Annotated in this window: 15 protein-coding genes; 4 read left to right on the forward strand and 11 right to left on the reverse strand. The window is 74.2% G+C overall.

Annotated features, from left to right (window positions below; genetic code table 11):
* Nucleotides 1-5: 5 nt before the first annotated feature.
* From HDA43_RS20175 to HDA43_RS20210, 8 genes are all read right to left on the reverse strand, one after another.
* Nucleotides 6-1,733 (reverse strand): dynamin family protein, encoded by a 1,728-nt coding sequence (locus HDA43_RS20175; protein WP_179824017.1) that lies wholly within the window; start codon nt 1,731-1,733, stop codon nt 6-8.
* A gap of 1,265 nt (nt 1,734-2,998) precedes the next feature.
* Nucleotides 2,999-4,231 (reverse strand): uroporphyrinogen-III C-methyltransferase, encoded by a 1,233-nt coding sequence (gene cobA, locus HDA43_RS20180; RefSeq protein WP_179824019.1) that lies wholly within the window; start codon nt 4,229-4,231, stop codon nt 2,999-3,001.
* A 368-nt stretch (nt 4,232-4,599) separates the two neighbouring features.
* Nucleotides 4,600-5,814: a nicotinate-nucleotide--dimethylbenzimidazole phosphoribosyltransferase gene (locus HDA43_RS20185; protein ID WP_179824021.1), complete on the reverse strand. Its 1,215-nt coding sequence runs from the start codon at nt 5,812-5,814 to the stop codon at nt 4,600-4,602.
* Nucleotides 5,815-6,058: 244 nt separating this feature from the next.
* Nucleotides 6,059-6,886: a sirohydrochlorin chelatase gene (locus tag HDA43_RS20190; RefSeq protein ID WP_179824023.1), complete on the reverse strand. Its 828-nt coding sequence runs from the start codon at nt 6,884-6,886 to the stop codon at nt 6,059-6,061.
* A gap of 286 nt (nt 6,887-7,172) precedes the next feature.
* A complete protein-coding gene (locus HDA43_RS20195; protein WP_179824025.1) occupies nt 7,173-7,778 on the reverse strand; it encodes a LutC/YkgG family protein in 606 nt (201 codons plus the stop codon).
* On the reverse strand, nt 7,775-9,187 hold the full coding sequence (locus tag HDA43_RS20200; protein ID WP_179824028.1) for a lactate utilization protein B: 1,413 nt from the start codon (nt 9,185-9,187) through the stop codon (nt 7,775-7,777). Before HDA43_RS20200 ends, HDA43_RS20195 begins: the two co-directional genes overlap by 4 nt.
* A 78-nt stretch (nt 9,188-9,265) precedes the next feature.
* Nucleotides 9,266-10,207: a (Fe-S)-binding protein gene (locus HDA43_RS20205; RefSeq protein WP_179824030.1), complete on the reverse strand. Its 942-nt coding sequence runs from the start codon at nt 10,205-10,207 to the stop codon at nt 9,266-9,268.
* Nucleotides 10,208-10,277: 70 nt separating this feature from the next.
* A complete protein-coding gene (locus HDA43_RS20210) occupies nt 10,278-11,867 on the reverse strand; it encodes a sulfatase family protein (RefSeq protein ID WP_179824031.1) in 1,590 nt (529 codons plus the stop codon).
* Between the two features lie 116 nt (nt 11,868-11,983).
* Here HDA43_RS20210 and HDA43_RS20215 point away from each other — a divergent pair, with 116 nt between their 5' ends.
* Complete coding sequence (locus HDA43_RS20215; RefSeq protein ID WP_179824033.1) at nt 11,984-13,003, forward strand: LLM class F420-dependent oxidoreductase; 1,020 nt, start codon at nt 11,984-11,986, stop codon at nt 13,001-13,003.
* 133 nt (nt 13,004-13,136) lie between these two features.
* Here the strand turns inward: HDA43_RS20215 and HDA43_RS20220 are convergent, their stop codons facing one another.
* Together HDA43_RS20220 and HDA43_RS20225 are read right to left on the reverse strand one after the other, a co-directional pair.
* Nucleotides 13,137-15,107 (reverse strand): FtsX-like permease family protein, encoded by a 1,971-nt coding sequence (locus HDA43_RS20220; protein ID WP_218912330.1) that lies wholly within the window; start codon nt 15,105-15,107, stop codon nt 13,137-13,139.
* A gap of 5 nt (nt 15,108-15,112) precedes the next feature.
* The gene (locus HDA43_RS20225; protein WP_179824035.1) at nt 15,113-15,871 is read right to left on the reverse strand and encodes an ABC transporter ATP-binding protein; all 759 of its coding nucleotides are present in this window, start codon (nt 15,869-15,871) and stop codon (nt 15,113-15,115) included.
* A gap of 257 nt (nt 15,872-16,128) precedes the next feature.
* On the opposite strand from HDA43_RS20225, the gene HDA43_RS20230 reads away from it, so the two are divergent.
* Complete coding sequence (locus HDA43_RS20230) at nt 16,129-16,779, forward strand: response regulator (protein WP_179824037.1); 651 nt, start codon at nt 16,129-16,131, stop codon at nt 16,777-16,779.
* A gap of 106 nt (nt 16,780-16,885) precedes the next feature.
* Nucleotides 16,886-17,602, forward strand: a complete 717-nt coding sequence (locus HDA43_RS20235) for a DUF4328 domain-containing protein (protein WP_179824038.1) — start codon at nt 16,886-16,888, stop codon at nt 17,600-17,602.
* Here HDA43_RS20235 and HDA43_RS20240 read toward each other — a convergent pair.
* On the reverse strand, nt 17,542-17,808 hold the full coding sequence (locus tag HDA43_RS20240; RefSeq protein WP_179824040.1) for a DUF6504 family protein: 267 nt from the start codon (nt 17,806-17,808) through the stop codon (nt 17,542-17,544). The genes HDA43_RS20235 and HDA43_RS20240 overlap by 61 nt on opposite strands.
* Before the next feature lie 221 nt (nt 17,809-18,029).
* Between HDA43_RS20240 and HDA43_RS20245 the strand changes: the two genes are divergently transcribed.
* Complete coding sequence (locus tag HDA43_RS20245; RefSeq protein ID WP_312873465.1) at nt 18,030-19,907, forward strand: serine/threonine-protein kinase; 1,878 nt, start codon at nt 18,030-18,032, stop codon at nt 19,905-19,907.
* Nucleotides 19,908-20,018: the final 111 nt, after the last annotated feature.

Genomic DNA, 20,018 nt, shown 5'->3' on the forward strand with positions numbered 1-20,018 from the left:
CTCGCTTACCGTTCCTCGTTCACCGCGGGGGCGCTTCGTCCCGCGCGGACCACTTCAAGGTTGTACGCCGCCTGGTAGAGGCGGGTCGCGGCGGACTCGTCGGGCACGCCCGCGCCGTCGAGGACCCGGGTGTGACGCGATGTCTCGTCGTCGAAGATCGCGCCGATCCGGGCGCGCAGGTCGCTGCGGGCCCTGGCGCCGATGGTCCGCACCGACTCGGCTCCCAGCAGGGCGTTGACCAGCCGCTGCGGCAGCGTCCCGGTGCCGGGCCCGGCCTCCGCCGAACCCTGCCCGAGCAGCCCCACCGTGAAGACCAGCGCCAGCGACTCGACGTCGAACGAGACCAGCCGCGCCACCGACCGCTTGGTCACGCCCTCGGTGCGGATCAGTTCGACGATGTGGTCCTGCCAGGCGGCGATGGTACGGCCGGCCCTGCGCGCCAGGTCGTCGGAGGCGCGGCCGAGGCCCGGGGCGGCGGCCAGGATCCTGTCCGTGCCGGGCCGCCGCTGCCAGCGTGCGACGGACTCCTCGGCGGCCCGCTGCGCCGCCGAGATGACGACGGATTCCAGGCCCGCCCGGAGCGCGGCCTTCAGCGCGGTGAGTCGCTCGGGGGCCTGCTGGCCCGCCTTGCCCGCGAACCGGCCGGGCCTGCGCAGGTGGAGGGTCCGCATGAGGTCGCCCGAGCCCGCGAAGTCCTGCCATCGGGCGAGCACCTCGCCGCAGAGCAGTGAGCCGTCACCGGTCGCCTTCTCTATCGCGGCCAGCGCCCCGCCGTAGACGGCGTCCACGTCCCGGCGGAGCTCGCCCCGGAACGCGACCTGGAACTCCAGTTGCCGGGCCAGTGCGGGCATCCGGGTGCGGAAGCTGTCGAGCACCCCGGACAGCGTCGCCTGTACGGCCCGCGCCCGGCGCTGCTCGTCGATGGACAGCCCGGTCAGCCAGTCGTGGAGGTCGGCGACCTCGTGGGCGGGGAGCATGCCGCCGGTGACCTTGCTCTCGTCGACGACGAAGCGTTCGACCTCGCCCAGGCCGTACTCGGCCAGCATCCTGAAGAAGTGCTTGGTGACCACGTCACGCGACTTGGGCGGAACCCGGGAGAGCACGATGGCCAGCTCGGCCCCGCGCTCCTTGGCCAGACGCAGCAGCCGCCATACCGGGGCGTCGGCGTAGCGAGCCGCTGTGGTGACAAATATCCATAAATCACCCACGTCGAGCATGCGGTGGGCGATCTCGTGGTTCTCCTCGACGACCGAGTCGATGTCGGGGGTGTCGAGCAGGGCCATGCCCGCCGGGAGGCTCTCGACGGGGGCGAGCACCAGGGGGTCACGGTCGGCCACCGCCGGGACGGCCTCCTGCCTGCGCAGACTCCCCAGCACGTCACCCTTGGCGAACCAGTCGCGGTCATCGGGGTGACAGGCGAGGACCGGGGTGGCGGTGGTCGGGCGGCGCACGCCGGTGGGGCTGACCCGGGCCCCGGCCAGGGTGTTGAGCAACGTGGACTTGCCCGCGCCCGTCGAACCCGCGATGACCACCAGCGCCGGGGCGGTACTCGTGCGGACCCGGGGGATCACGTAGTCGTCGAGCTGGGCGAGGATCTCCTCCTGGGTCCGCCGCGACTCCTCGGCCCCGGGCAGGTCGAGGCCGAACCGCAGGCCGGTGACGCCCTCGCGCACGGCCACGAGCGCGCGGCCCAGAAGGTCGGCGGCGGCGTCGGGCAGCGGGGTCTCCCGCATCCGGTCCGGGCCGTCCGCGAGGCGGGGGCCGTCCGCAGGGCGGGGATCACGCGTGGCGGCCGGGCTCTTCCCCGGAGCCGGCTCCCACGTGGGCTCCGGGTCCTCTCCGGGATCCGAACCGCGCGCGGGGTCCGGGACACGCGGGGCCTCGGCCAAGGGATCCGGAACGGGTACGGCCTCGGCATCAGTGGAGCCCGGGACGTCCTCGGACACGACAGGGTCCGAGGCGGGTACGTCCTCGGACCCTGTGGAACCCGGGACACCCTCGGAGTCCCGCTCATGCACGGAAACCGGTTCGTGTGCGCCCCCGGACACGACGGAGTCCGGGACGTCCGCGAATGACTGATCGTGTACGGGGTCCCGGTCGCGGGTGAAGTCCGGATCTCCGGCGGGGCCGGCCACGACGGGAGCGTGCGCGGCTCCGGTGACCTCTCCGCTCCCGCCGGTGCCCTCACCGGCGTCGTCGCCGATGAGGGCGGATGCGAACCCGTCCCCGGACCGGTCCGGCTCCGCGTCCACGCGGCCGGGAGAGGAGGCCGGGGCGCCGCTCACGGGGGCTTTCCCCACGGGAGCACCGCTCGCCGGGGCCGGTGACGAGGCGTCATGGCCACTCGCCGGAGGCGCGGGAGTGCCACCGGTCAGGGCCGCGATCCTCGCCTGGGCCGCCGCCGCTGCGGCGCGGAAGGCGGCCATCGGGTCGTCAGCCGTCGCGGCGGCACGGAAGTCCGCGAGCGGATCGTTCACCGGCGGGCCGACGGGGCCGTTCGCCGCCGGTGAGGCGGCCCCACTACGTGTGGGCGCCTCGCCCGCGGGCCGCGCGGGCACGCCTGCGGGCCGCCCGGAGGTATCGGGTCGCGCGGGCGCTCGACTCACAGGCCGCCCGGGAGCATCGGGCCGTGCGGGTGCTCCGCCCGCGGGCCGGGCTGATCCGGCGCCCGCCGCCGACGGTCCGGCGGTGTCCTCGCGAGACGCGGGCGCGTCGCCGGTCAGGGCCGCGATCCTCGCCTGGGCCGCCGCCGCTGCGGCGCGGAAGGCGGCCATCGGGTCGTCGGCGGGCGGGGCGGCGGATCCGCCCGCGTCCTCACCGGCCGGGGGACGTTCGGGCGAGCGGGGGTCGTGAGCGGGGCCGATGGCTCCGAAGGCGAGGGTCTGCTCCCCTGGTGACTCGGCGTCGTCCGGAGCGGTGCCGCCGGAGGACTCCCGGGAGGCGCGGGCGAGCCGGCGATCACGTTCGCCCTGGTGGGGGGGCCTATTGGCAGGCGACTTCACGGTACGCGCTCCGCTCGAACCATATCGACCTCCTGGCCGATCTTCACGACATCGCCGACGATCACGATCGCAGGTGGCCGGATCCCGGCCGCGGTCACGCGCTCCGCCACGGTGGACAGCGTCGCGTGGAGAGCCCGTTGGGTGGGAAGAGTACCGTCCTGTACCACCATCACGGGAGTTTCCGGCGAACGTCCCTCCTGGAGAAGAGTTTCGGCGATTATTCCGATTCGTTCGACGGCCATCATGAGCACCAGGGTTCCATTGGAATTCGCCAGGTTCGGCCAGTCGACGGTCGACCGGGGATCGCCGGGCGGAACGTGGACCGACACCACATGGAACTCCTGGCTGACGCCGCGGTGCGTCACCGGCACGCCCGCCGCGGCGGGTACCGCGACGGGGCTGGTGATGCCCGGCACGACGATGACCGGAATGCCCTCGCGGGCGCAGGCGAGCATCTCCTCCCCGCCGCGCCCGAAGACGAACGGGTCGCCCCCCTTGAGGCGGACCACGAACTTGCCCTGCTTGGCGTGCTCGACCAGCAGCCTGTTGATCTCCTTCTGGGGCATGGACCGGCCGTAGGGGACCTTCGCGGCGTCGATCAGCTCGACGTCCGGGGGAAGCTCGTCGAGCAGGGCACGTGGCGCGAGCCGGTCGGCGACGACCACGTCGGCCTGGGCGAGCAGCTGACGGCCGCGCACCGTGATCAGGCTCGGGTCCCCCGGGCCCCCGCCGACCAGCGCCACACCCACCGGTTTGGTACGGCCGCGCCGGGCGTCGATCGTGCCGTCGCGCAACGCCGCCACCACGGCGTCCCGGATCCCCGCCGCCCGGCGGGGATCACCGCCGGCGGTGACCGCCACGTCGATCTCGTCCACCCGCCCGCGGGCGGGGGTCCACGCCGCCGACGCCTCCCTGTCGTCCGCGCGCACGCACCAGATCCGCTTGGCCTCCGCCTCGGCCGCCACCGCCGTGTTCACCGCCCGGTCGTCGGTGCACGCCTGCACCAGCCAGGCCCCGTCCAGGTCGCCCACCTCGTACGGCCTGGCCTCCCAGGTCACGCGGCCGACCGCGATGAGGTCGTCGAGGGCGTGGGTGACCTCCGGGGAGATGACGGTGACCAGCGCGCCGGCGTCGAGCAGCGCCGGGACCCGCCGCTGGGCGACGCGTCCACCGCCCACGACGAGCACCCGCCGCCCGGAGAGGCGCAAACCCAGTAGATAGGGCGACATGCGGCAGATCTCCTGTTCGCGGTCGATCGGTGGGCATGGGCGTCAGGAGGCAAACCTACCGGCTTGCGCCGTGTAGTTGACTGCCTCTGTCCCAACAGGGTTCCCAACAGGGTAAGGAACGCCTCCCCGTCACTCCCCACAGCCTTCCCGCGATCTCTTCGGAATCTCCCGCGGTCTCCACCCGGCCTTTTCGCGACCTCCTCGCGGTCCTCCCACCTCGCCCCACGGTCTTTCCGAGGCCCCGCCCCCGCGCCCCCCAGCCTTTCCGGCCTTCCCGGCCTTTCTGACCTTCCCGGTCCTCCCGGTCCTCCCGGTCCTTCCCGTGGCGGGTGCGGCGACCCGCCGCACCCGTCACCGGGCCGGAGGGCTCACGCCTCCTTGTCCGTGACCCCGGCCGAGTCGAAGGTCGCGACCTCGTGCATCACCCGGACGGCGGCGCAGACCAGCGGGTGGGCGAGCAGGCCGCCGGTCCCCTCCCCGAGCCGCATCTCCAGCTCCACCAGGGGCCGCAGGCCCAGATGGTCGAGGGCGGCGGCGTGACCCGGCTCGGCCGAACGGTGCCCGGCGACGCAGTGGTCCACCGCGCCGGGGGCCAGCGCGGCGGCCACGAGCGCGGCCGAGCCCGCGATGACGCCGTCGAGGATGACGGGCACCCGGGCAGCGGCCCCGCCCAGGACGAACCCGGCGATCGCGGCGTGCTCCAGCCCTCCGACCGCGGCCAGCGTCTCCAGTGCCGATCGTGCCGGCGCCTCACCCGACGCGCCGCCCGCACCGCCAGGGCCACCGGGACCATCCCAACCGTCCGAGCCACCCGAAGCGTCCAGGCCGCCCTGACCGGCCGGCCCTTCCAGGCCCTCCAAGCCCTCCGAACCGCCCGAGCCCTCCGTCAGGCCGCCGGCCAGGCCGTTCACCCGCAGCGCCCGGCGGACCACCGCGACCTTCCGTGCCAGCGTCTCGTCGTCGGCGCCGGTCCCCCTGCCGGTCACGACGTCCGGGTCCCGGCCGGTGAAGGCGCAGATCAGCGCGGCCGAGGCGGTGGTGTTGGCGATGCCCATGTCCCCCGTTACCAGGCAGCGGGCGCCGCGCCCGACGAGATCCCGGGCCACGGAGATCCCGACCTCCAGGGCGGCGACCGCCTGCTCGACGGTCATCGCCGGCCCCTGCGACATGTCGGCGGTGCCGTAGGCGACCTTGCTGACCGTCAGGCCCGGCGCCGGTTCGAGGTCGGCGGCGACGCCGACGTCCACGACCGTCACCGAGGCGCCGACCTGGGCGGCGAAGGCGTTGGCCACCGCACCGCCCGCGAGGAAGTTGCCGACCATCTGGGCGGTGACCTCCCGCGGCCACGGGCTCACCCCTTGGGTGTGGACACCGTGGTCGGCGGCGAAGATGGCCAGCGCCGCCGGGAACGGCATCGGCGGCGGGTTGACCGCTGCGGCCCCGGCCAGCCGTACCGCCACCTCCTCCAGTGCGCCCAGAGCGCCGCGGGGTTTGGTCAGGCTGTCCTGGTGGGCCCTGGCCGCGGCCAGCGCGGCGGGGTCGGCGGGCCTGATCGCGGCGATGGTCTGCTCAAGGAGGGTCATGCCGTTCAGTGTCCGCGAAAACCCGGCGTTCCGCGAAACCTCGGTTCCGCGGGGGATCATGGCATCCGCGGGGGTACGGGTTCCACGGGAAGTTCGGAATCCGGCCGGAAGCCTCGCTTGCCTCAGGAGATACGGGATTCAACCGGAAGTCTCAGGTCCCGCGGGAAGCCCGGGATCCGGCCGGAAGCCCCGCGCTCCGCACGAGACCGGCGTCGGGCGGAGCCGCCGGCCGCTCAGCGGCCGGTCACCAGATGACGCCGCCGAGCGCCTCCTCGTAGCGCTCGACGACCACGTCGGCCAGGCCCTCGCAGTCGCCGATGACGTCGGCGCACCGGACGTCGAGGTCGGGGTGGCCCGCGGCGTAGGCCATGGCCTGGGCCCAGACGCGGTCGAGCACCCCGCCGCCGAACAGCAGGTAGGGGACGACGATCACGCGCTTGGCGCCGAGCCGGCGGCAGCGCTCGATGCCGCCGGGGACACCGGGCGGGGTGAGGGAGACGAACGCCGTCTCCACGGTCATGTACTCGTGGGCGTGCGTCTCCCAGAACAGGCGGGAGACCCGGTGGACGTCCGCGTTGGCGGCGGGGCTGGTGGAGCCGTCGCCGACCAGGACCACGGCGGTCTCGCCGATCTCGATGCGCTCGGGCTCGTCGTCGAGCGGACCGGCGGCCACGGGGACCAGGCGAAGGCTGGCGACCTCGGCGGCGGCGTCGGCCAGGCGCTCGGCCAGCAGCGCCAGCACCCGGGGGTCGGAGCCGAGCGGACGGCCGTAGTCACAGGAGAGCATCGGGTGACGCTCCTGCTCCTGGGCCATCACGGCGAGGAGGTCGGCGTCGGCGCGCATGTCCTCGGTGAGGCTCAGCGGCAGCGCCACCATCCGGTGGTGCCCCCGGGCGACCAGCGAGGCGATCGAGTCGCTGAGGCGGGGCCTGGCCCTGCTGATGTATCCGCCGGAGACGTCGGCCGCCGTCTGGTCCAGACGGCAGCGGAGCCGGTGAACGAACCTGCCGAATTCTGCGGAACCCGCGTCATCGTGCGAGCCCTGCCCGATGAGCAGCAGCGGCGGTTTCATGAAGGAGAGACTCCAATGACCTTGACCTGGCAGTACGCGGTGGATCTCGACCCGGGGACACTCGGTCGCGAGTGGCGAGGATATCCGATGGCGCGGTGGCATGGGCAGGTAACGGACTGTCCAAAAGCGGCGCCACGCCCCTTCACGCCTCCGGGTAACAATCCCATCCGATCCGGCCGGACCATGCCTGACCAGGCAGGACATCCGGCGTCCCGTGAACCGGCAGCACCCCACCGGACGGCGGCGCCGTGGCGCCCGGACGACGGCGCGGTGGCGCCGGGGCGGTTCAGCGGACGACGATCACTTCCAGCACGCGCGGGCCGTGCACGCCCTCGACCCGGTTCAGCTCGATGTCGCTGGTCGCCGAAGGGCCGCTGATCCAGGTCAGCGGCCGGGCCGGGTCGAGCCGCCCGACGGCGTCGGGCACGTCCGCCACGATCTGGTCCGCCCGCACCACGCACAGGTGGTAGTCCGGGACCAGGGTCAGCGCCCGCCGCCCCTGCCCGGGGCCGGCGTCCAGCACGATCGTGCCGGTCTCGGCGATCGCCACCGCGCATCCGGTGATCACGCCGTCCACGGCGTCCAGCTCGGCCGCGCTCAGCGGCGGGTCGTCGGCGACCGGCTCCGGGGGTGTCCACTCCGGGGGGAGGCCGGCGGGGATGACCACCCGGACGGCGCCGCGCCCGGCCAGCGCCGCGGTGATCGTCGCGGTCGCCTCCGCCTCGGCCACCACGTGCACGGCGGCGCGGTAGTCCGCCACCCGCTCGGCGAACAGCTCCACCGCGCCGGGCAGGTCGCGCGTCGTGCGGTAGACGCGGGTGATCTCCACGTCGGGAGCCCCGGCCACGGCGGCGCGGATCCTGGCCAGGATCCGCTCCTTGCCTCCGCTCATCGGGTGCCCCCGTTCGTACGGTTCCACCAGTCGCGGAAGGACTCGGCGGGGATGTCGGGAAGGTCGCGGGTGTCGGTCCAGGCGGCCAGCGGGCCGGGCAGTCGCCCGGGGACGAAGCGGCGCAGCCGTCCGGCGAGCCGCTGGGCCCCCGCCAGGCGCGCCGGACGGTCGAACACCCATCCGGCGGCGCGCATGCCGAGGCGCTCGGCGCGCGGGTGGCGGGCCTTCCCCCGCAGGTGGACCAGGACCTCGGGGATGTCGATCGCCACCGGGCAGACGTCGAAGCAGGCGCCGCACAGGCTGGAGGCGTACGGCAGCGAGGCGTCGAGCTCGGAGGCCATGCCGCGCAGCTGCGGGGTGAGGATCGCGCCGATCGGGCCGGGATAGACCGAGCCATAGGCGTGGCCGCCCGCGCGCTCGTAGACCGGGCAGACGTTCAGGCAGGCCGAGCAGCGGATGCAGCGCAGTGCCTGCCGTCCCACCTCGTCGGCGAGGACGCGGGTGCGGCCGTTGTCCAGCAGGACGAGGTGGAACTCCTGTCCCTCGGCGGCGCCGGTCCAGGTGGAGGTGTAGGGGTTCATCCGCTCGCCGGTGGAGCTCCTGGGCAGCAGTTGGAGGAAGACCTCCAGGTCGCGCCAGGTCGGCAGGAGTTTCTCGATGCCGACCACGCTGATCAGCGTCTCCGGCAGGGTCAGGCACATCCGGCCGTTGCCCTCGGACTCCAGCACCACCAGCGTGCCGGTCTCGGCGATCATGAAGTTGGCGCCGGAGATCGCGACCTTGGTGGACAGGAAGCGCTCCCGCAGGTGGAGGCGGGCCGCCTCGGCCAGGGCGCGGGGGTCGTCGGTCAGCTCGCCGGGCGCCGGACGGCCCCAGGCGGCCATCTTCGCGCGGAAGATCTCACGGATCTCCGAGCGGTTGCGGTGGATGGCGGGGACCAGGATGTGCGAGGGCCAGTCGTCGCCGAGCTGCACGATCAGTTCGGCGAGGTCGGTCTCGTAGGCGGTGACGCCCGCGCGGCCGAGCGCCTCGTTGAGTCCGATCTCCTGGGTGGCCATCGACTTGACCTTGACCACGCTGGTCTCACCGGTCGCCCTGACCAGGCCGGTGACGATCCGGTTGGCCTCCGCGGCGTCGGCCGCCCAGTGGACGTGGCCGCCGGCCGCGGTGACGGCCTCCTCCAACTGCAGGAGGTAGCGGTCCAGGTTGCGCAGCGTGTGGTCCTTGATCTGCCGGCCCGCGGCGCGCAGTTCCGCCCAGTCGGGCAGCTCGGCGACGACGGAGGCCCGCCTCCCGCGAATCGTGCGCGTGGCCTTGCGGAGGTTGAACCTGAGCTGGGAGTCCTGGACGGCGGCGGCCGCGTTGCGCGGGAACGCGGGCATGCCGAGGAACGCGGCGTTCCCGCTCATCGGCCGTCCCCCCTGGTCACCGCGCCGTCGTCCCCGCTCATCGGCCGTCCTCCCGGGTCACCGCGCCGTCGTCCCCGCTCATCGGCCGTCCTCCCCGGTCACCGCGCCGTCATCCCGGGTCACCGCGCCGTCCTCCCCGGCGGTCGTCGCGGCGTCTTCCGCGACTCCGCGTGCGGCACCGGCCGCCGCGGTCCCCGCGGGGTCCTCCGTGGCGGCGAGGATCTCGGCGAGGTGCATGGTCCGCACCCCGGTGCGCTGCCGCCGCAGGGTGCCGCCGATGTGCATCAGGCAGGAGTTGTCGGTGGCGCAGACCACCTCCGCGCCGGTGTCCATGATGTTGCGCACCTTGTCGGCGCACATGGCCGCGGAGACCGCCGGGTTCTTCACCGCGAAGGTGCCGCCGAAGCCGCAGCACTCCTCGGACTCGGGCAGCGGCACCAGCTCCAGGCCCCGCACCCGCTCCAGCAGGCGGAGCGGGCGGTCGCCCAGGCGCAGGCCGCGCAGGGAGTGGCAGGTCGGGTGGTAGGTCACCCGGTGCGGGAAGTACGCCCCGACGTCCTCGGCGCCGAGGACGTCGAGGAGGAACTCCGACAGCTCGTAGACCCTCGGCCCCGCCTCGGCGGACTCCCCCGCCGGAGGGGCGGGCTCGCCGGCACGGGGTTCGTACCCGCCCGCCGCGCCGGACGGGACCGGCCCGCCGCCCGTCTCGTGGCCGCCGTGACCGCCGTGACCGCCCGAGGCGGCGCGGGCCAGCTTCGGGTACTGCTCACGCACCATCGCGGCGCACGACCCCGACGGCACCACGACCGCGTCGTAACCGGCGAAGACGTCCGCGAAGTGCCGTGCCAGCCGCCTGCCCTCGGCCAGGTAGCCGGTGTTGAGGTGCATCTGGCCGCAGCACGTCTGCGCCGTGGGGAAGTCCACGTCGCAGCCCAGGCGGCGCAGCAGGGTCACGACCGCCTGCCCGGTGCCGGGGAACAGGGTGTCGTTCACGCATGTGACGAACAGGGCGACGCGCAAGGCACTCCCTCCCGAGTCTGGTGCAACACACTATCCGTCCGGCTTTCCGAACCGCGGGGAGCGGCACCGGTCAGGGCATGAGGGCGGCGCCCGGCAGGCCCTCCGAGGTGGCGGAGACCGGGGCCGGGACGACGCCCGACGACGGCCCGGGGACCCCCAGGGAGACGGGTCCGAGCGAGGACGCCGGGGACGGGACGGTGCCGGTGATCGAGGGCGGCTGGACGGAGTCGGCCACCCGGCACGACTCGCCCGAGCACGTCGCCAGCGCGTCGAGCTGCCGGTCGAACGCGGAGATCACCGACGGCGGCACCCCGGCCGCGAGGTTGTGGAGCTGGTAGGGGTCGGTGACGAGGTCGTAGAGCTGGTACTCCCCGGTCGCGTAGCGGACGAAGGTGTAGCGGGCGGTCCGCATGCCCCGGTAGGCCGGGACCGGCGTCTGGCGGGCCGAGTCCAGGTTGAACGGGCGGTTGAACTCCAGCAGCACGTTCTGCCGCCAGGACGGGGGCGTGCGGCCTTGCAGCAGCGGCACCAGGGACCTTCCCTCGACGAAGGAGGGCAGCCGGGCCCCGGCCAGGTCGGCGAAGGTCGGGGCGAGATCGACGTTGGCGCCCATCTCCTCGACGACGCCACCGGGCCGCACGCCCGGCCCGCGGACCACGAGCGGCACCCTGATCGCCTCGTCGAACGGGGTGGTCTTGCCGTGCTGGAGCCGGTGCTGGCCCAGGTGGAACCCGTTATCGGAGCCGAAGAAGATATAGGTGTCGTCCAGTTTGCCGGCGGCCCTGAGGGTCTCGACCAGGGCGCCGACCATGTCGTCCACGCCCAGCATGGCGCGGAGCCTCCGGCGGTAGCGCTCGTCGATCCGCTGGGTCGCGAGCGCGCCGAACCGCGGGCGCATCCGCATCCAGAGGGGCTCGGCGGAGACGTCCTCCTGGTTGAACGACGGGGTCCGGGGCGCCGTCGCGTAGGGGAACGCCTCGGCGTGCCGGGGCGCGCAGTTGGCCGGGTTGTGCGGGGCGATGGGCGCGAGGTAGAGGAAGAACGGCTGGTCGCCCGGCTGGGAGACGAACGCCTGGGCCTTCTCGCTCAGCACGTCGCCGAGGTAGTCCTGGGGCAGCGAGCCGTACGCCCGTACCGTGCCGTTCTCGTTGAGCGCGTAGTCGTACTCGTTGTAGAGGTTGCGCACGGGGACGTCCCACTCGTCCCAGCCGGGTGGCACGTGGTCCGGCGGAGCGATGCCGCCGGGGTAGTGGTTGAGGTATTTGCCCATCAGCCCGGTGCGGTACCCGGCGTCCTGCATCCAGGTGCCGATTGTGGAACGTTCCAGACCGGAGGTGAAGAACTTCTCGAATCCCCCTTCGGGGCCGGTGTTGGTCAGCACGCCGTGGCTGTGGACGTACTGGGAGCGCAGAATCGACGAGCGGGAGGGGCAGCACCAGGAGTTCGACACGAAGAAGCGCTCGAAACCGGTGCCGGCGAGGACGAGCTGGTTCCAGATGTTCGGGAAGAGGTGGAGGTTCCCCGCCTCCAGGTCGTCGGTGAGGATGAACACGATGTTCGGCCGCCGGACGGCCTGCGCCGCCGTGGGGGCCAGTCCGGACGCCGCCGCGAGGACGGACAGCAGCGTCAGGCACAGGAGCTTGCGGACGGTGTTCAGCACAAATTCACGTTTCCCACCTGCCCCGACGCCGACACCTCCCCCTCGGCTCCCTCTCGACCCCCCTGCTGGAACGTGTTCTCATCGGGTAGGCGCACGACTTCTCGCGGGAGGCCCCCATGACCGCCGACCTGAGGCTCGGCCTGAATCTCGGCTACTGGCAGCGCGACCCCTTCGACGCCACCGCGCTCGTCCAGGCCGCCGAGCGGCTGGGCTACGACTCCGTCTGGACCGCCGAGGCGTACGGCAGCGACGCCTTCACCCCGCTGGCCTGGTACGGCGCCCGTACGTCCCGGATCAGGCTGGGCACCTCGGTGGTCCAGCTCTCGGCCCGGACCCCGGCGGCGACCGCGATGACCGCGATGACGCTGGACCACCTGACCGGCGGGCGGCTGCTGCTCGGGATCGGCGCCTCCGGCCCGCAGGTGGTCGAGGGCTGGTACGGCGTGCCGTTCCCCCGGCCGCTGGCCCGCACCCGCGAGTACGTCGAGATCATGCGGAAGGTCTGGCGCCGCGACGAGCCGGTGACGCACGACGGCGAGCACTACCCGCTCCCCTATCCGGGCGGCGCCGGCCTCGGCAAGCCGCTGAAGCTGATCACCCGCCCGCTGCGCCCCGACATCCCCGTCTACCTGGGCGCCGAGGGGCCCCGGAACGTCGCGCTCGCCGCGGAGATCGCCGACGGCTGGCTCCCGCTGTTCACGCTCCCGGAACGGATCGGCGAGATGTACGGCCCGCCGCTCGCCGGGGCGGCCCCGGGCTTCGACATCGCGGCGATGGTCATGACGCTGCTCACCGACGACGTCCGGGGCGCCCTGGACACGGTGAAGGCGATGCTGACCCTCTACATCGGCGGCATGGGGGCCAAGGGCCGCAACTTCCACTCCGACATCGTCGCCAGGATGGGGTACGGCGAGGCGGCCGAGCGGATCCAGGCGCTCTACCTGGCCGGGCGCAGGCAGGAGGCGTTCGCGGCGGTCCCGGACGAGCTGGCCGACGGCATCTCCCTGGTCGGCCCGGCCGGGCGGATCCGCGAGCGCCTCGCCGCGTGGCGGGCGAGCCCGGTCACCAGCCTTCTGGTGATGGGCCCGCGCGACGAGGACTCCCTGCGGACGATCCGCGACCTGGTCCTGGGCTGACGTCCCGGACCGGCGATCCGCGGCCTGGTCCTGGGCCGACGCCCCCGGACCGGGCTTCCGGGCCGGGTTCCGCGCCGGGCCGCGGCGCGGACCGAGCCCCGCGCCGCGGCCGGTCCCGGGCCGGCGGCCGGGGTCAGTCCGGCCGCGGCGCGGGGTCGGCGGTGACCGACCGCAGCAGCGGGGCGCTCGCCGCCCCGGCGCCCACCACCCCGGCGAAGCCGAGGACCACGCAGGTCAGCAGGACCGTCAGCCCGGTCGTGTTCAGCGCGGCGTACACGAACGGCAGGGCGCAGAACATGCCCGCCGCGATGGTGCCGCCGCCCATGACCGTCAGCGGGATGAGCGTCTCGGACCGGCGGGCCGCGTTCAGCACCGAGAGCGGGGTGCCCGCCAGCCTGAGCAGCGCGTAGGTCTGCCGGCGGTCCAGGACCGAGGAGGCGGCGGTGATCCCGGCGCTGGCGATCGCCACCAGGAAGCACACCGCGAGCACGGCGACCACGCCGGTGCGGATGTCGCCGAGCATCCGGTTGGAGGCCCGCTGGTCGTCGGCCGCCGTGGTGGCCACGCCGCCCGGGACCAGACCGGTCAGCGCGGTGCGGGCCCGGTCGAGCGTCGCGGCGTCGTGCGCGCGGGGCGTGACGGCGACCACCTTCAGCTTGCCCTCGCTCCCGCCGGTCATCCGCACCGTCGCCGGGACGCCGGCCGCCGACAGCCGCTCGCGGGCCTGGCCGGCGACCTCGGAAAGGCGCGCGGGAGGCGCCGAGACGCGCAGGACGGCGGCGTCCGGGGAGCCGAACAGGCCGCTGTCCGGGACGAGCAGGCCGATGAACCCGGCGATGAATCCGATCATGGCGACGCCGCTCACCGTCCGCCAGGCGGACCTGGGATCGTCGATCAGGCGGCGACCGGCCAGCAGCCGGGCCGGACCGCGGGCGGTGCGCGCGACGATCCGGCCGATCCGGCCGACCACCCAGGGACCGGCGAGGTTGACGGCGCCGAAGGCCAGCCCCAGGGAGAGGGCGAAGATCCCGACACCCGCCCCCATGCCGCCGACGACGGGCACCGTGGCGAGGGCCGCGAGCAACGCGACGACCCGGATGAAGCGCATCGCCGGGGGCGTCTCCCGCCGTGCGACGCCGAGCGGGCTGACCACGACGCGGCGCAGCCCGGCCACCGCCGACAGGCCGACGAGCAGCGGCACGGCCACCAGCACCCCCGCCACCGCCGGCGCGCCCGGCCACAGGTCCGCCAGGAACCAGGAGCCGCCGGCCACCTCGATCCCGGTGAGCAGGGGGGAGCAGACCCCGTACAGGACCAGGCCGAGCAGCGCGCCGCAGAACGCGGTGATCACCGCCTCCGCGACGGTCATCGTGACGACCTGCCCCGGGGTCGCGCCGACCAGCCGGAGCGCGGCCAGGCGCTGGTCGCGGCGGGCCACGGTGAGCCGGGCCGCGGCGCCGCCGAACACCAGCAGCGGAACGACCATCAGGACGCTGGCGACCACCCCGAGGATCTGGTAGCCCACCGCCTCGTCGGTGTGCCGCCCGGCGAAGGAGGAGATCCGCACCGGCCCGACGCCGCGGTCCCGGTCGGCGTAGCCCGGCGCCCTGACGGTCAGCTCCGGGGAGTCCGGCGTCTGCCCGCGGACGACCAGGAGCTCGCCGGGGTGGACCAGCGTCCCCTCCTCGACGGTCCCGGCGCGCCGGCCGGGGAACCGGTCGGCGAGCTGGCCGGCGGGAAGGCTCCCGGCGAGCTCGGCGAGCGCCGGGGAGAACCAGACCTCGCCGGGGGCCGGGAAGCGGGTCAGGCCGGGCGGCGCGGGCACACCCGGCTTCAGCGCCGTCAGGTTGACGACGGTGATCCGCTGCCCGCGCACGTGGTCGGTGCGGACCGACTCGACCGCCACCGCCCCGTCCGCGGCGGCCACCGGGTTGCGCCACGCCTCCCGGTCGGCCCTGCCCTGGAAGGCGAAGTTGACGGCCACGGTGAACAGCAGGAGCGCGGTGCTGATGGCCACCGCCGCCGCGGTCAGGCCGGCGCCCAGCAGGCCGCGGCGGCCCCCGCCGCGCAGCAGCCGCCAGGCCAGGCCGATCAGGTTGCCCATCGCGCTCACCGGCCCGCCCCGGTCTCCCGGTCCCATCCGCCCGGACCGGCCGCCGCGGGCGCGGCGGGCACAGTGGCCACGGCGGGCGCGGTGCCCCGCGGGTCGGGCAGGACGCGGCCGTCGCGGACCTCGACCACGCGGTCGCACCAGCGCGCCACCTCGGGGTCGTGGGTGACGACCACCAGCGACGCCCCGTTGTGCTTGGTGGCCTCCACCAGCAGGCGCATCGTCTCCTGGCCGGTGGCCTGGTCGAGCGCGCCGGTCGGCTCGTCCGCGAAGATCACCGCGGGCCGGGTGACCAGCGCCCTGGCGATCGCCACCCGCTGCGCCTGGCCGCCGGAGAGCTCGCCCGGACGCCGCTCCTCCATCCCGGCCAGGCCGAGCGGGGCGAACCACTCGCGGGCCCGCCGTACGGCGTCGGCCCGGGAGACGTCGCCGAGCATGAGCGGCAGCGCCACGTTCTCGTCGGCGGGCAGCTCCGGCAGCAGCTGGCCGAACTGGAACACGAACCCGAACCGGGTGCGGCGCAGGGCGCTGCGCTCGCGCTCGCCCATCGTGTCGATCCGCCGGTCCAGCAGGCGGACCTCTCCCTCGTCCGGCTTCATGATCCCGGCGAGGCAGTGCAGCAGGGTCGACTTGCCCGACCCGCTCGGCCCCATGATCGCTACGGCCTCGCCACCCCGGACGGCCAGCCCGACACCGCCCAGCGCCACGGCCGGGCCGAACCTTTTGACCAGGCCGATTCCTTCAAGCACAACGTTCATGGGGACGACTCTCCCGCTCCCGGGGGCCGCCGCGGATCGGCCGGGAGTCCGATCCGCTGCCGCCGGCCTCGGCCGAAAGTCGGGGTCCGCGGGCTCCGGGAGCCGATGTCCAGGAGCCGGCGTCCGGGAGCCGGCGTCCGGGAGCCGATGTCCGGGGACCGACCGCGCGGGTTCCGGGAACCGGCGTCCGGGGGCCGGCGTCCGGAGTGTCCGGTGCGGGGGTCCGACCCTCCGGTACGGCTGGCAGAATCCTTCGGGTGACGATTCGGGTGCTCATCGCTGACGATCAGGAACTGGTACGGACCGGGTTCAAAATGATCCTGGACGCCCAGCAGGACATGGAGGTCGTGGCGACCGCCGCGAACGGCGCCGAGGCGATCGAGCACGCGCGCAGGCTGCGGCCGGACGTGTGCCTGCTCGACATCCGGATGCCCCTGCTGGACGGTCTGGAGGCCACCCGCGCCCTGGCCGGGCCCGGCGTCGCCGACCCGATGCGGGTGGTCATCGTCACGACGTTCGACCTGGACGAGTACGTCTACGGGGCGCTGCGGGCCGGGGCGACCGGGTTCCTGCTCAAGGACAGCGGGCCGACGCTGCTGATCGAGGCGATCCGGGCGGCGGCGGCCGGGGACGCCCTGGTGTCGCCGTCGGTCACCGTGCGGCTGCTCTCGCACCTGGCCCGGCCCAGGTCGGACGGCGGACGCCCGCCCGCCGAGCCGCTCACCGAGCGCGAGATGGACGTCGTCCGCCTGGTGGCCCGGGGGCGGACCAACCAGGAGGTGGCCGCGGAGCTGTTCGTCTCGCTGTCGACGGTCAAGACGCACCTGGGCAGCATCCAGGCGAAGCTCGGGGCCAGGAACCGGGTGGAGATCGCGGCCTGGGCCTGGGAGTCGGGCGTGGTCGGCTGACGGAGGGCGCCGCGGAAGCGGGTCTGACCTGCGCCGGGCGATTGGCGAAGAGCCCGGCTGGATAGGAAGAGGGCAGACACCCCATCGCATGCCGGGGGAGATGACCATGCGCTCTGTCCCGCTGGCGCCGAGGAGGCCCGCCGTGGCCGTCTACGCGCTCCTCGCCGCCCAGGTGCTCGCGGTCGCCTGCCTGACCGCGTTCGAGGAGACGCGCGGGCGGTGGCTGGCCCGCCGGCTCGCGGCGCTCGGCGGCGACCACCACGCTCCCCCGGCGCAGGCCGTCACCGGGGCCGCCAGCGTCTTCGCCCTGTTGCTGATCCTCGTGGTGGCGACCACGGTCGCGGCGGCCGTCGCCTACCTGTCGTGGCTGGTGCGGGCCCGGCGGAGCGTCGCCCCCTCCCGGTCGCCGGTGGCCCCGGTACTGGCGGCGTGGCTCGTGCCGGTGGTCAACCTCGTCGCCCCGCCGCTGATGCTGCACCGGCTGTGGCGGAACTCCCGCCCGGCGGGCGGCGGGGGCGGCCACTGGCCGGTGCTGCTCGCCGCCTGGTGGCTGAGCTGGCTGGCCCTGTCGGCCGTGGTCACCGTACGGCTGCTCGCCGGGGGCGGGGACGATGCGGGCCTGACCGGTCTCGGCCCGGCCGAGCTGGCCGGGGTCGCCGCCTGCGCCGTGCTGTGCGCCGCGACCGTCCGGGAGGTCACCCGGGCACAGGACCCGGACGTCCGGCGCCGCCGCCTCACGGGGGCGCGGGCCGGGGCGGGGCGTCAGTCCCAGGCCCTGATCAGCAACCAGCCCTCGGCGGCGGTGTCGAAGCGGAGCTCGTAGGTGCCGACCCGGTCGCCGGGATCGGCCTCGACCCGCCAGAAACGGCGCTCCCCGGGGTCGCTGTCGGAGATCTTCCACCACTCCCGGGCGACCACCCAGTGGTCGAGCACCCGCCGGACGGTGTGGAGCCGGTCGCGCCAGACGAACCGGACCGGCAGCCCGTCATGGGTCCACACGTCGATCGGGTCACCGTACAGTCTGCTCAAGGCGCTCTTCTCCCGCGGCCGTCGAACGATCACCCGGGGGAAGGCGGGCCTGGGCATCGAACGTACGTTCCTATCGTACGGAGCGCAAGCCGCGGGTCGCCACAACTGCCGATCATCGTGAGGATCTCGATATGGTGATCCACCCAACGGATGGCATGCGGTTAGGTATGACGGTGAACAACCTCGGATCCGGCGATTCCCCTCACATCGGCCGTTATCGCGTGCTTCGCCCGCTGGGCCGGGGCGGAATGGGCACGGTCTACCTCGGCGAGTCGCCCGAGGGAGGGCAGGTCGCCATCAAGGTGATCAACCCGGAGTACAGCCGCCACGAGCAGTTCAGGATGCGCTTCCGCAGGGAGGCCGAAGCCGCCCAGCGGGTCCGCCGGTTCTGCACGGCCGCCGTGATCGAGGCCGACCTGGACGGCGACCAGCTCTACGTCGTCACCGAGTACGTGGCCGGCCCCAACCTGGAGGAGACCGTACGGACGCAGGGGCCGCTGCTCGGCTCCAGCCTCGACGCGCTGGCGGTCGGCGTGGCGACCGCGCTCACCTCGATCCACGGCGCCGGGATCGTGCACCGCGACCTCAAGCCTTCCAACGTGCTGCTCTCCTCCGTCGGCCCCCGGGTGATCGACTTCGGCATCGCCCGGGCACTGGACACCCTCAGCGGGATCACCGGGACCGGCGAGATCATCGGAACCCCCCGCTACATGGCGCCGGAGGTGCTGCGCGGCGAACGCGTCTCCCCCGCCTGCGACGTGTTCTCCTGGGGGTGCCTGGTGGCCTTCGCCGCCAGCGGCCGGCCGCCGTTCGGCGGGGACTCGCTGCCCTCGGTGATGTACCAGGTGCTGAACACCGATCCCGCGCTGGAGGGCATGGAGCCCGCGCTGCGCGACCTGGTGGCCCGCGCCCTGGCCAAGGACCCGGAGCACCGGCCCACCGCCCAGCAGATCCTCGACCATCTTATCGGCCGCTCGGCCGGGCCGGAGCAGGCCGCCCGCTCGGTCCGGACGGTCTGGCAGCAGGATCCGCAGGTCACGGCGCCGGGAGCCCCCCGGGACCACGCGGGCTCGCCGACCTCCCCGTGGGACGGCCCCGGGGACGGCTCCGCTCCGGCGCGGACCGCGCAGTGGCCGGAGGGCGCACCGCAGCCCACCGCGCCGTGGCCCGGGGCCACCGCACAACCGACCACGCCGTGGCAGGGAGCCGCTCCGCAACCGACCACGCCGTGGCAGGGGGCCGCCGCGCAGGAGACGCGCGCCGGCCGGCCGGGCGGGGCCGCTCCGGCGGACCCGGCCGCCCCGCCCGCGGCACGCGGCGGCCGGACGGGCGGGCGGTTCCGCCTGGCCGTCGCGGCGACGGCGGCCCTCGTCGTGGCAGGCGGGGTGGGCCTGTACCTCCTGCTGTCCCCGAGCGGCCCGCCGGACGACCTGCCCCTGCTCTACCAGGACGACTTCACCCAGAGCACCAACTGGTACAGCTCCGACTACGACCCGCCCCTGCGCAAGTGGGGCTACTCCCACGAGGGCTACTTCGCCATCGACGTCGACGGCGAGGACTCCTCCCACCGGGTGGACGCGCCCATCCCGTTCGTGACCGCGCCGCCGGCCACCCCCGTCCCCTCGGCCAGTCCCACGCCCGTCGTCCCGACACGGCTGCTCGTCGGCGTGGACATCAAGATCCGCGGTGGCTCCGGTCCCGGCGAGTACGGCGTGTTCTGCCGCGGCGACAAGGACAGCACCAACGCGACCCGGTACGAGTTCCTGCTCGACACCTCGGGCAAGGCCCGTATCCGCAAGGCCGTCGACAACGCCGGAGGAGAGCTCGCCGCGCCCGCCGAGGTGGACCTGGCGAAGGGCGAGGCCGCCCGCGTCCAGGCCGAGTGCGCCGACGAGGGCGAGAGCGGCGTGCGGCTGACCATGTGGGTCAACGGCAAGCGGGTGCAGACCGCCCGCGACGGCACCCCGCTGCCCAACGGCTCGGTCGGCGTGTTCGCCCGGGTCGCCGAGAAGGGCCGCGCCACGCTCAGGACGTCGTTCGACAACTTCACCCTGAACGGCCCGCTCCCGCCCAAGGACTCCGCCGGGAAGGGTGAGTGACCCCGCGGGGCTCCGGCGGCTCCGCCCGAACGACCTGATCGCGACCCGGTGACCCGGCCGGGAAGGGTGAGTGATCCCGCAGAGTTGGGGACGACAGGATCACAGACCGAA

The sequence above is a fragment of the Streptosporangium sandarakinum genome, assembly GCF_013409935.1.
In the GTDB taxonomy this organism is placed as follows: domain Bacteria; phylum Actinomycetota; class Actinomycetes; order Streptosporangiales; family Streptosporangiaceae; genus Streptosporangium; species Streptosporangium nondiastaticum.

Coding starts and splice junctions, on each gene's coding strand:
- HDA43_RS20215 (WP_179824033.1), top strand. CDS start 11,984: ATGACCGCCGACCTGAGGCTCGGCCTGAATCTCGGCTACTGGCAGCGC.
- HDA43_RS20220 (WP_218912330.1), bottom strand. CDS start 15,107: ATGGGCAACCTGATCGGCCTGGCCTGGCGGCTGCTGCGCGGCGGGGGC.
- HDA43_RS20195 (WP_179824025.1), bottom strand. CDS start 7,778: ATGAGCGGAGGCAAGGAGCGGATCCTGGCCAGGATCCGCGCCGCCGTG.
- HDA43_RS20200 (WP_179824028.1), bottom strand. CDS start 9,187: ATGAGCGGGAACGCCGCGTTCCTCGGCATGCCCGCGTTCCCGCGCAAC.
- HDA43_RS20175 (WP_179824017.1), bottom strand. CDS start 1,733: ATGCGGGAGACCCCGCTGCCCGACGCCGCCGCCGACCTTCTGGGCCGC.
- HDA43_RS20225 (WP_179824035.1), bottom strand. CDS start 15,871: ATGAACGTTGTGCTTGAAGGAATCGGCCTGGTCAAAAGGTTCGGCCCG.
- cobA (WP_179824019.1), bottom strand. CDS start 4,231: ATGTCGCCCTATCTACTGGGTTTGCGCCTCTCCGGGCGGCGGGTGCTC.
- HDA43_RS20185 (WP_179824021.1), bottom strand. CDS start 5,814: ATGACCCTCCTTGAGCAGACCATCGCCGCGATCAGGCCCGCCGACCCC.
- HDA43_RS20190 (WP_179824023.1), bottom strand. CDS start 6,886: ATGAAACCGCCGCTGCTGCTCATCGGGCAGGGCTCGCACGATGACGCG.
- HDA43_RS20235 (WP_179824038.1), top strand. CDS start 16,886: ATGCGCTCTGTCCCGCTGGCGCCGAGGAGGCCCGCCGTGGCCGTCTAC.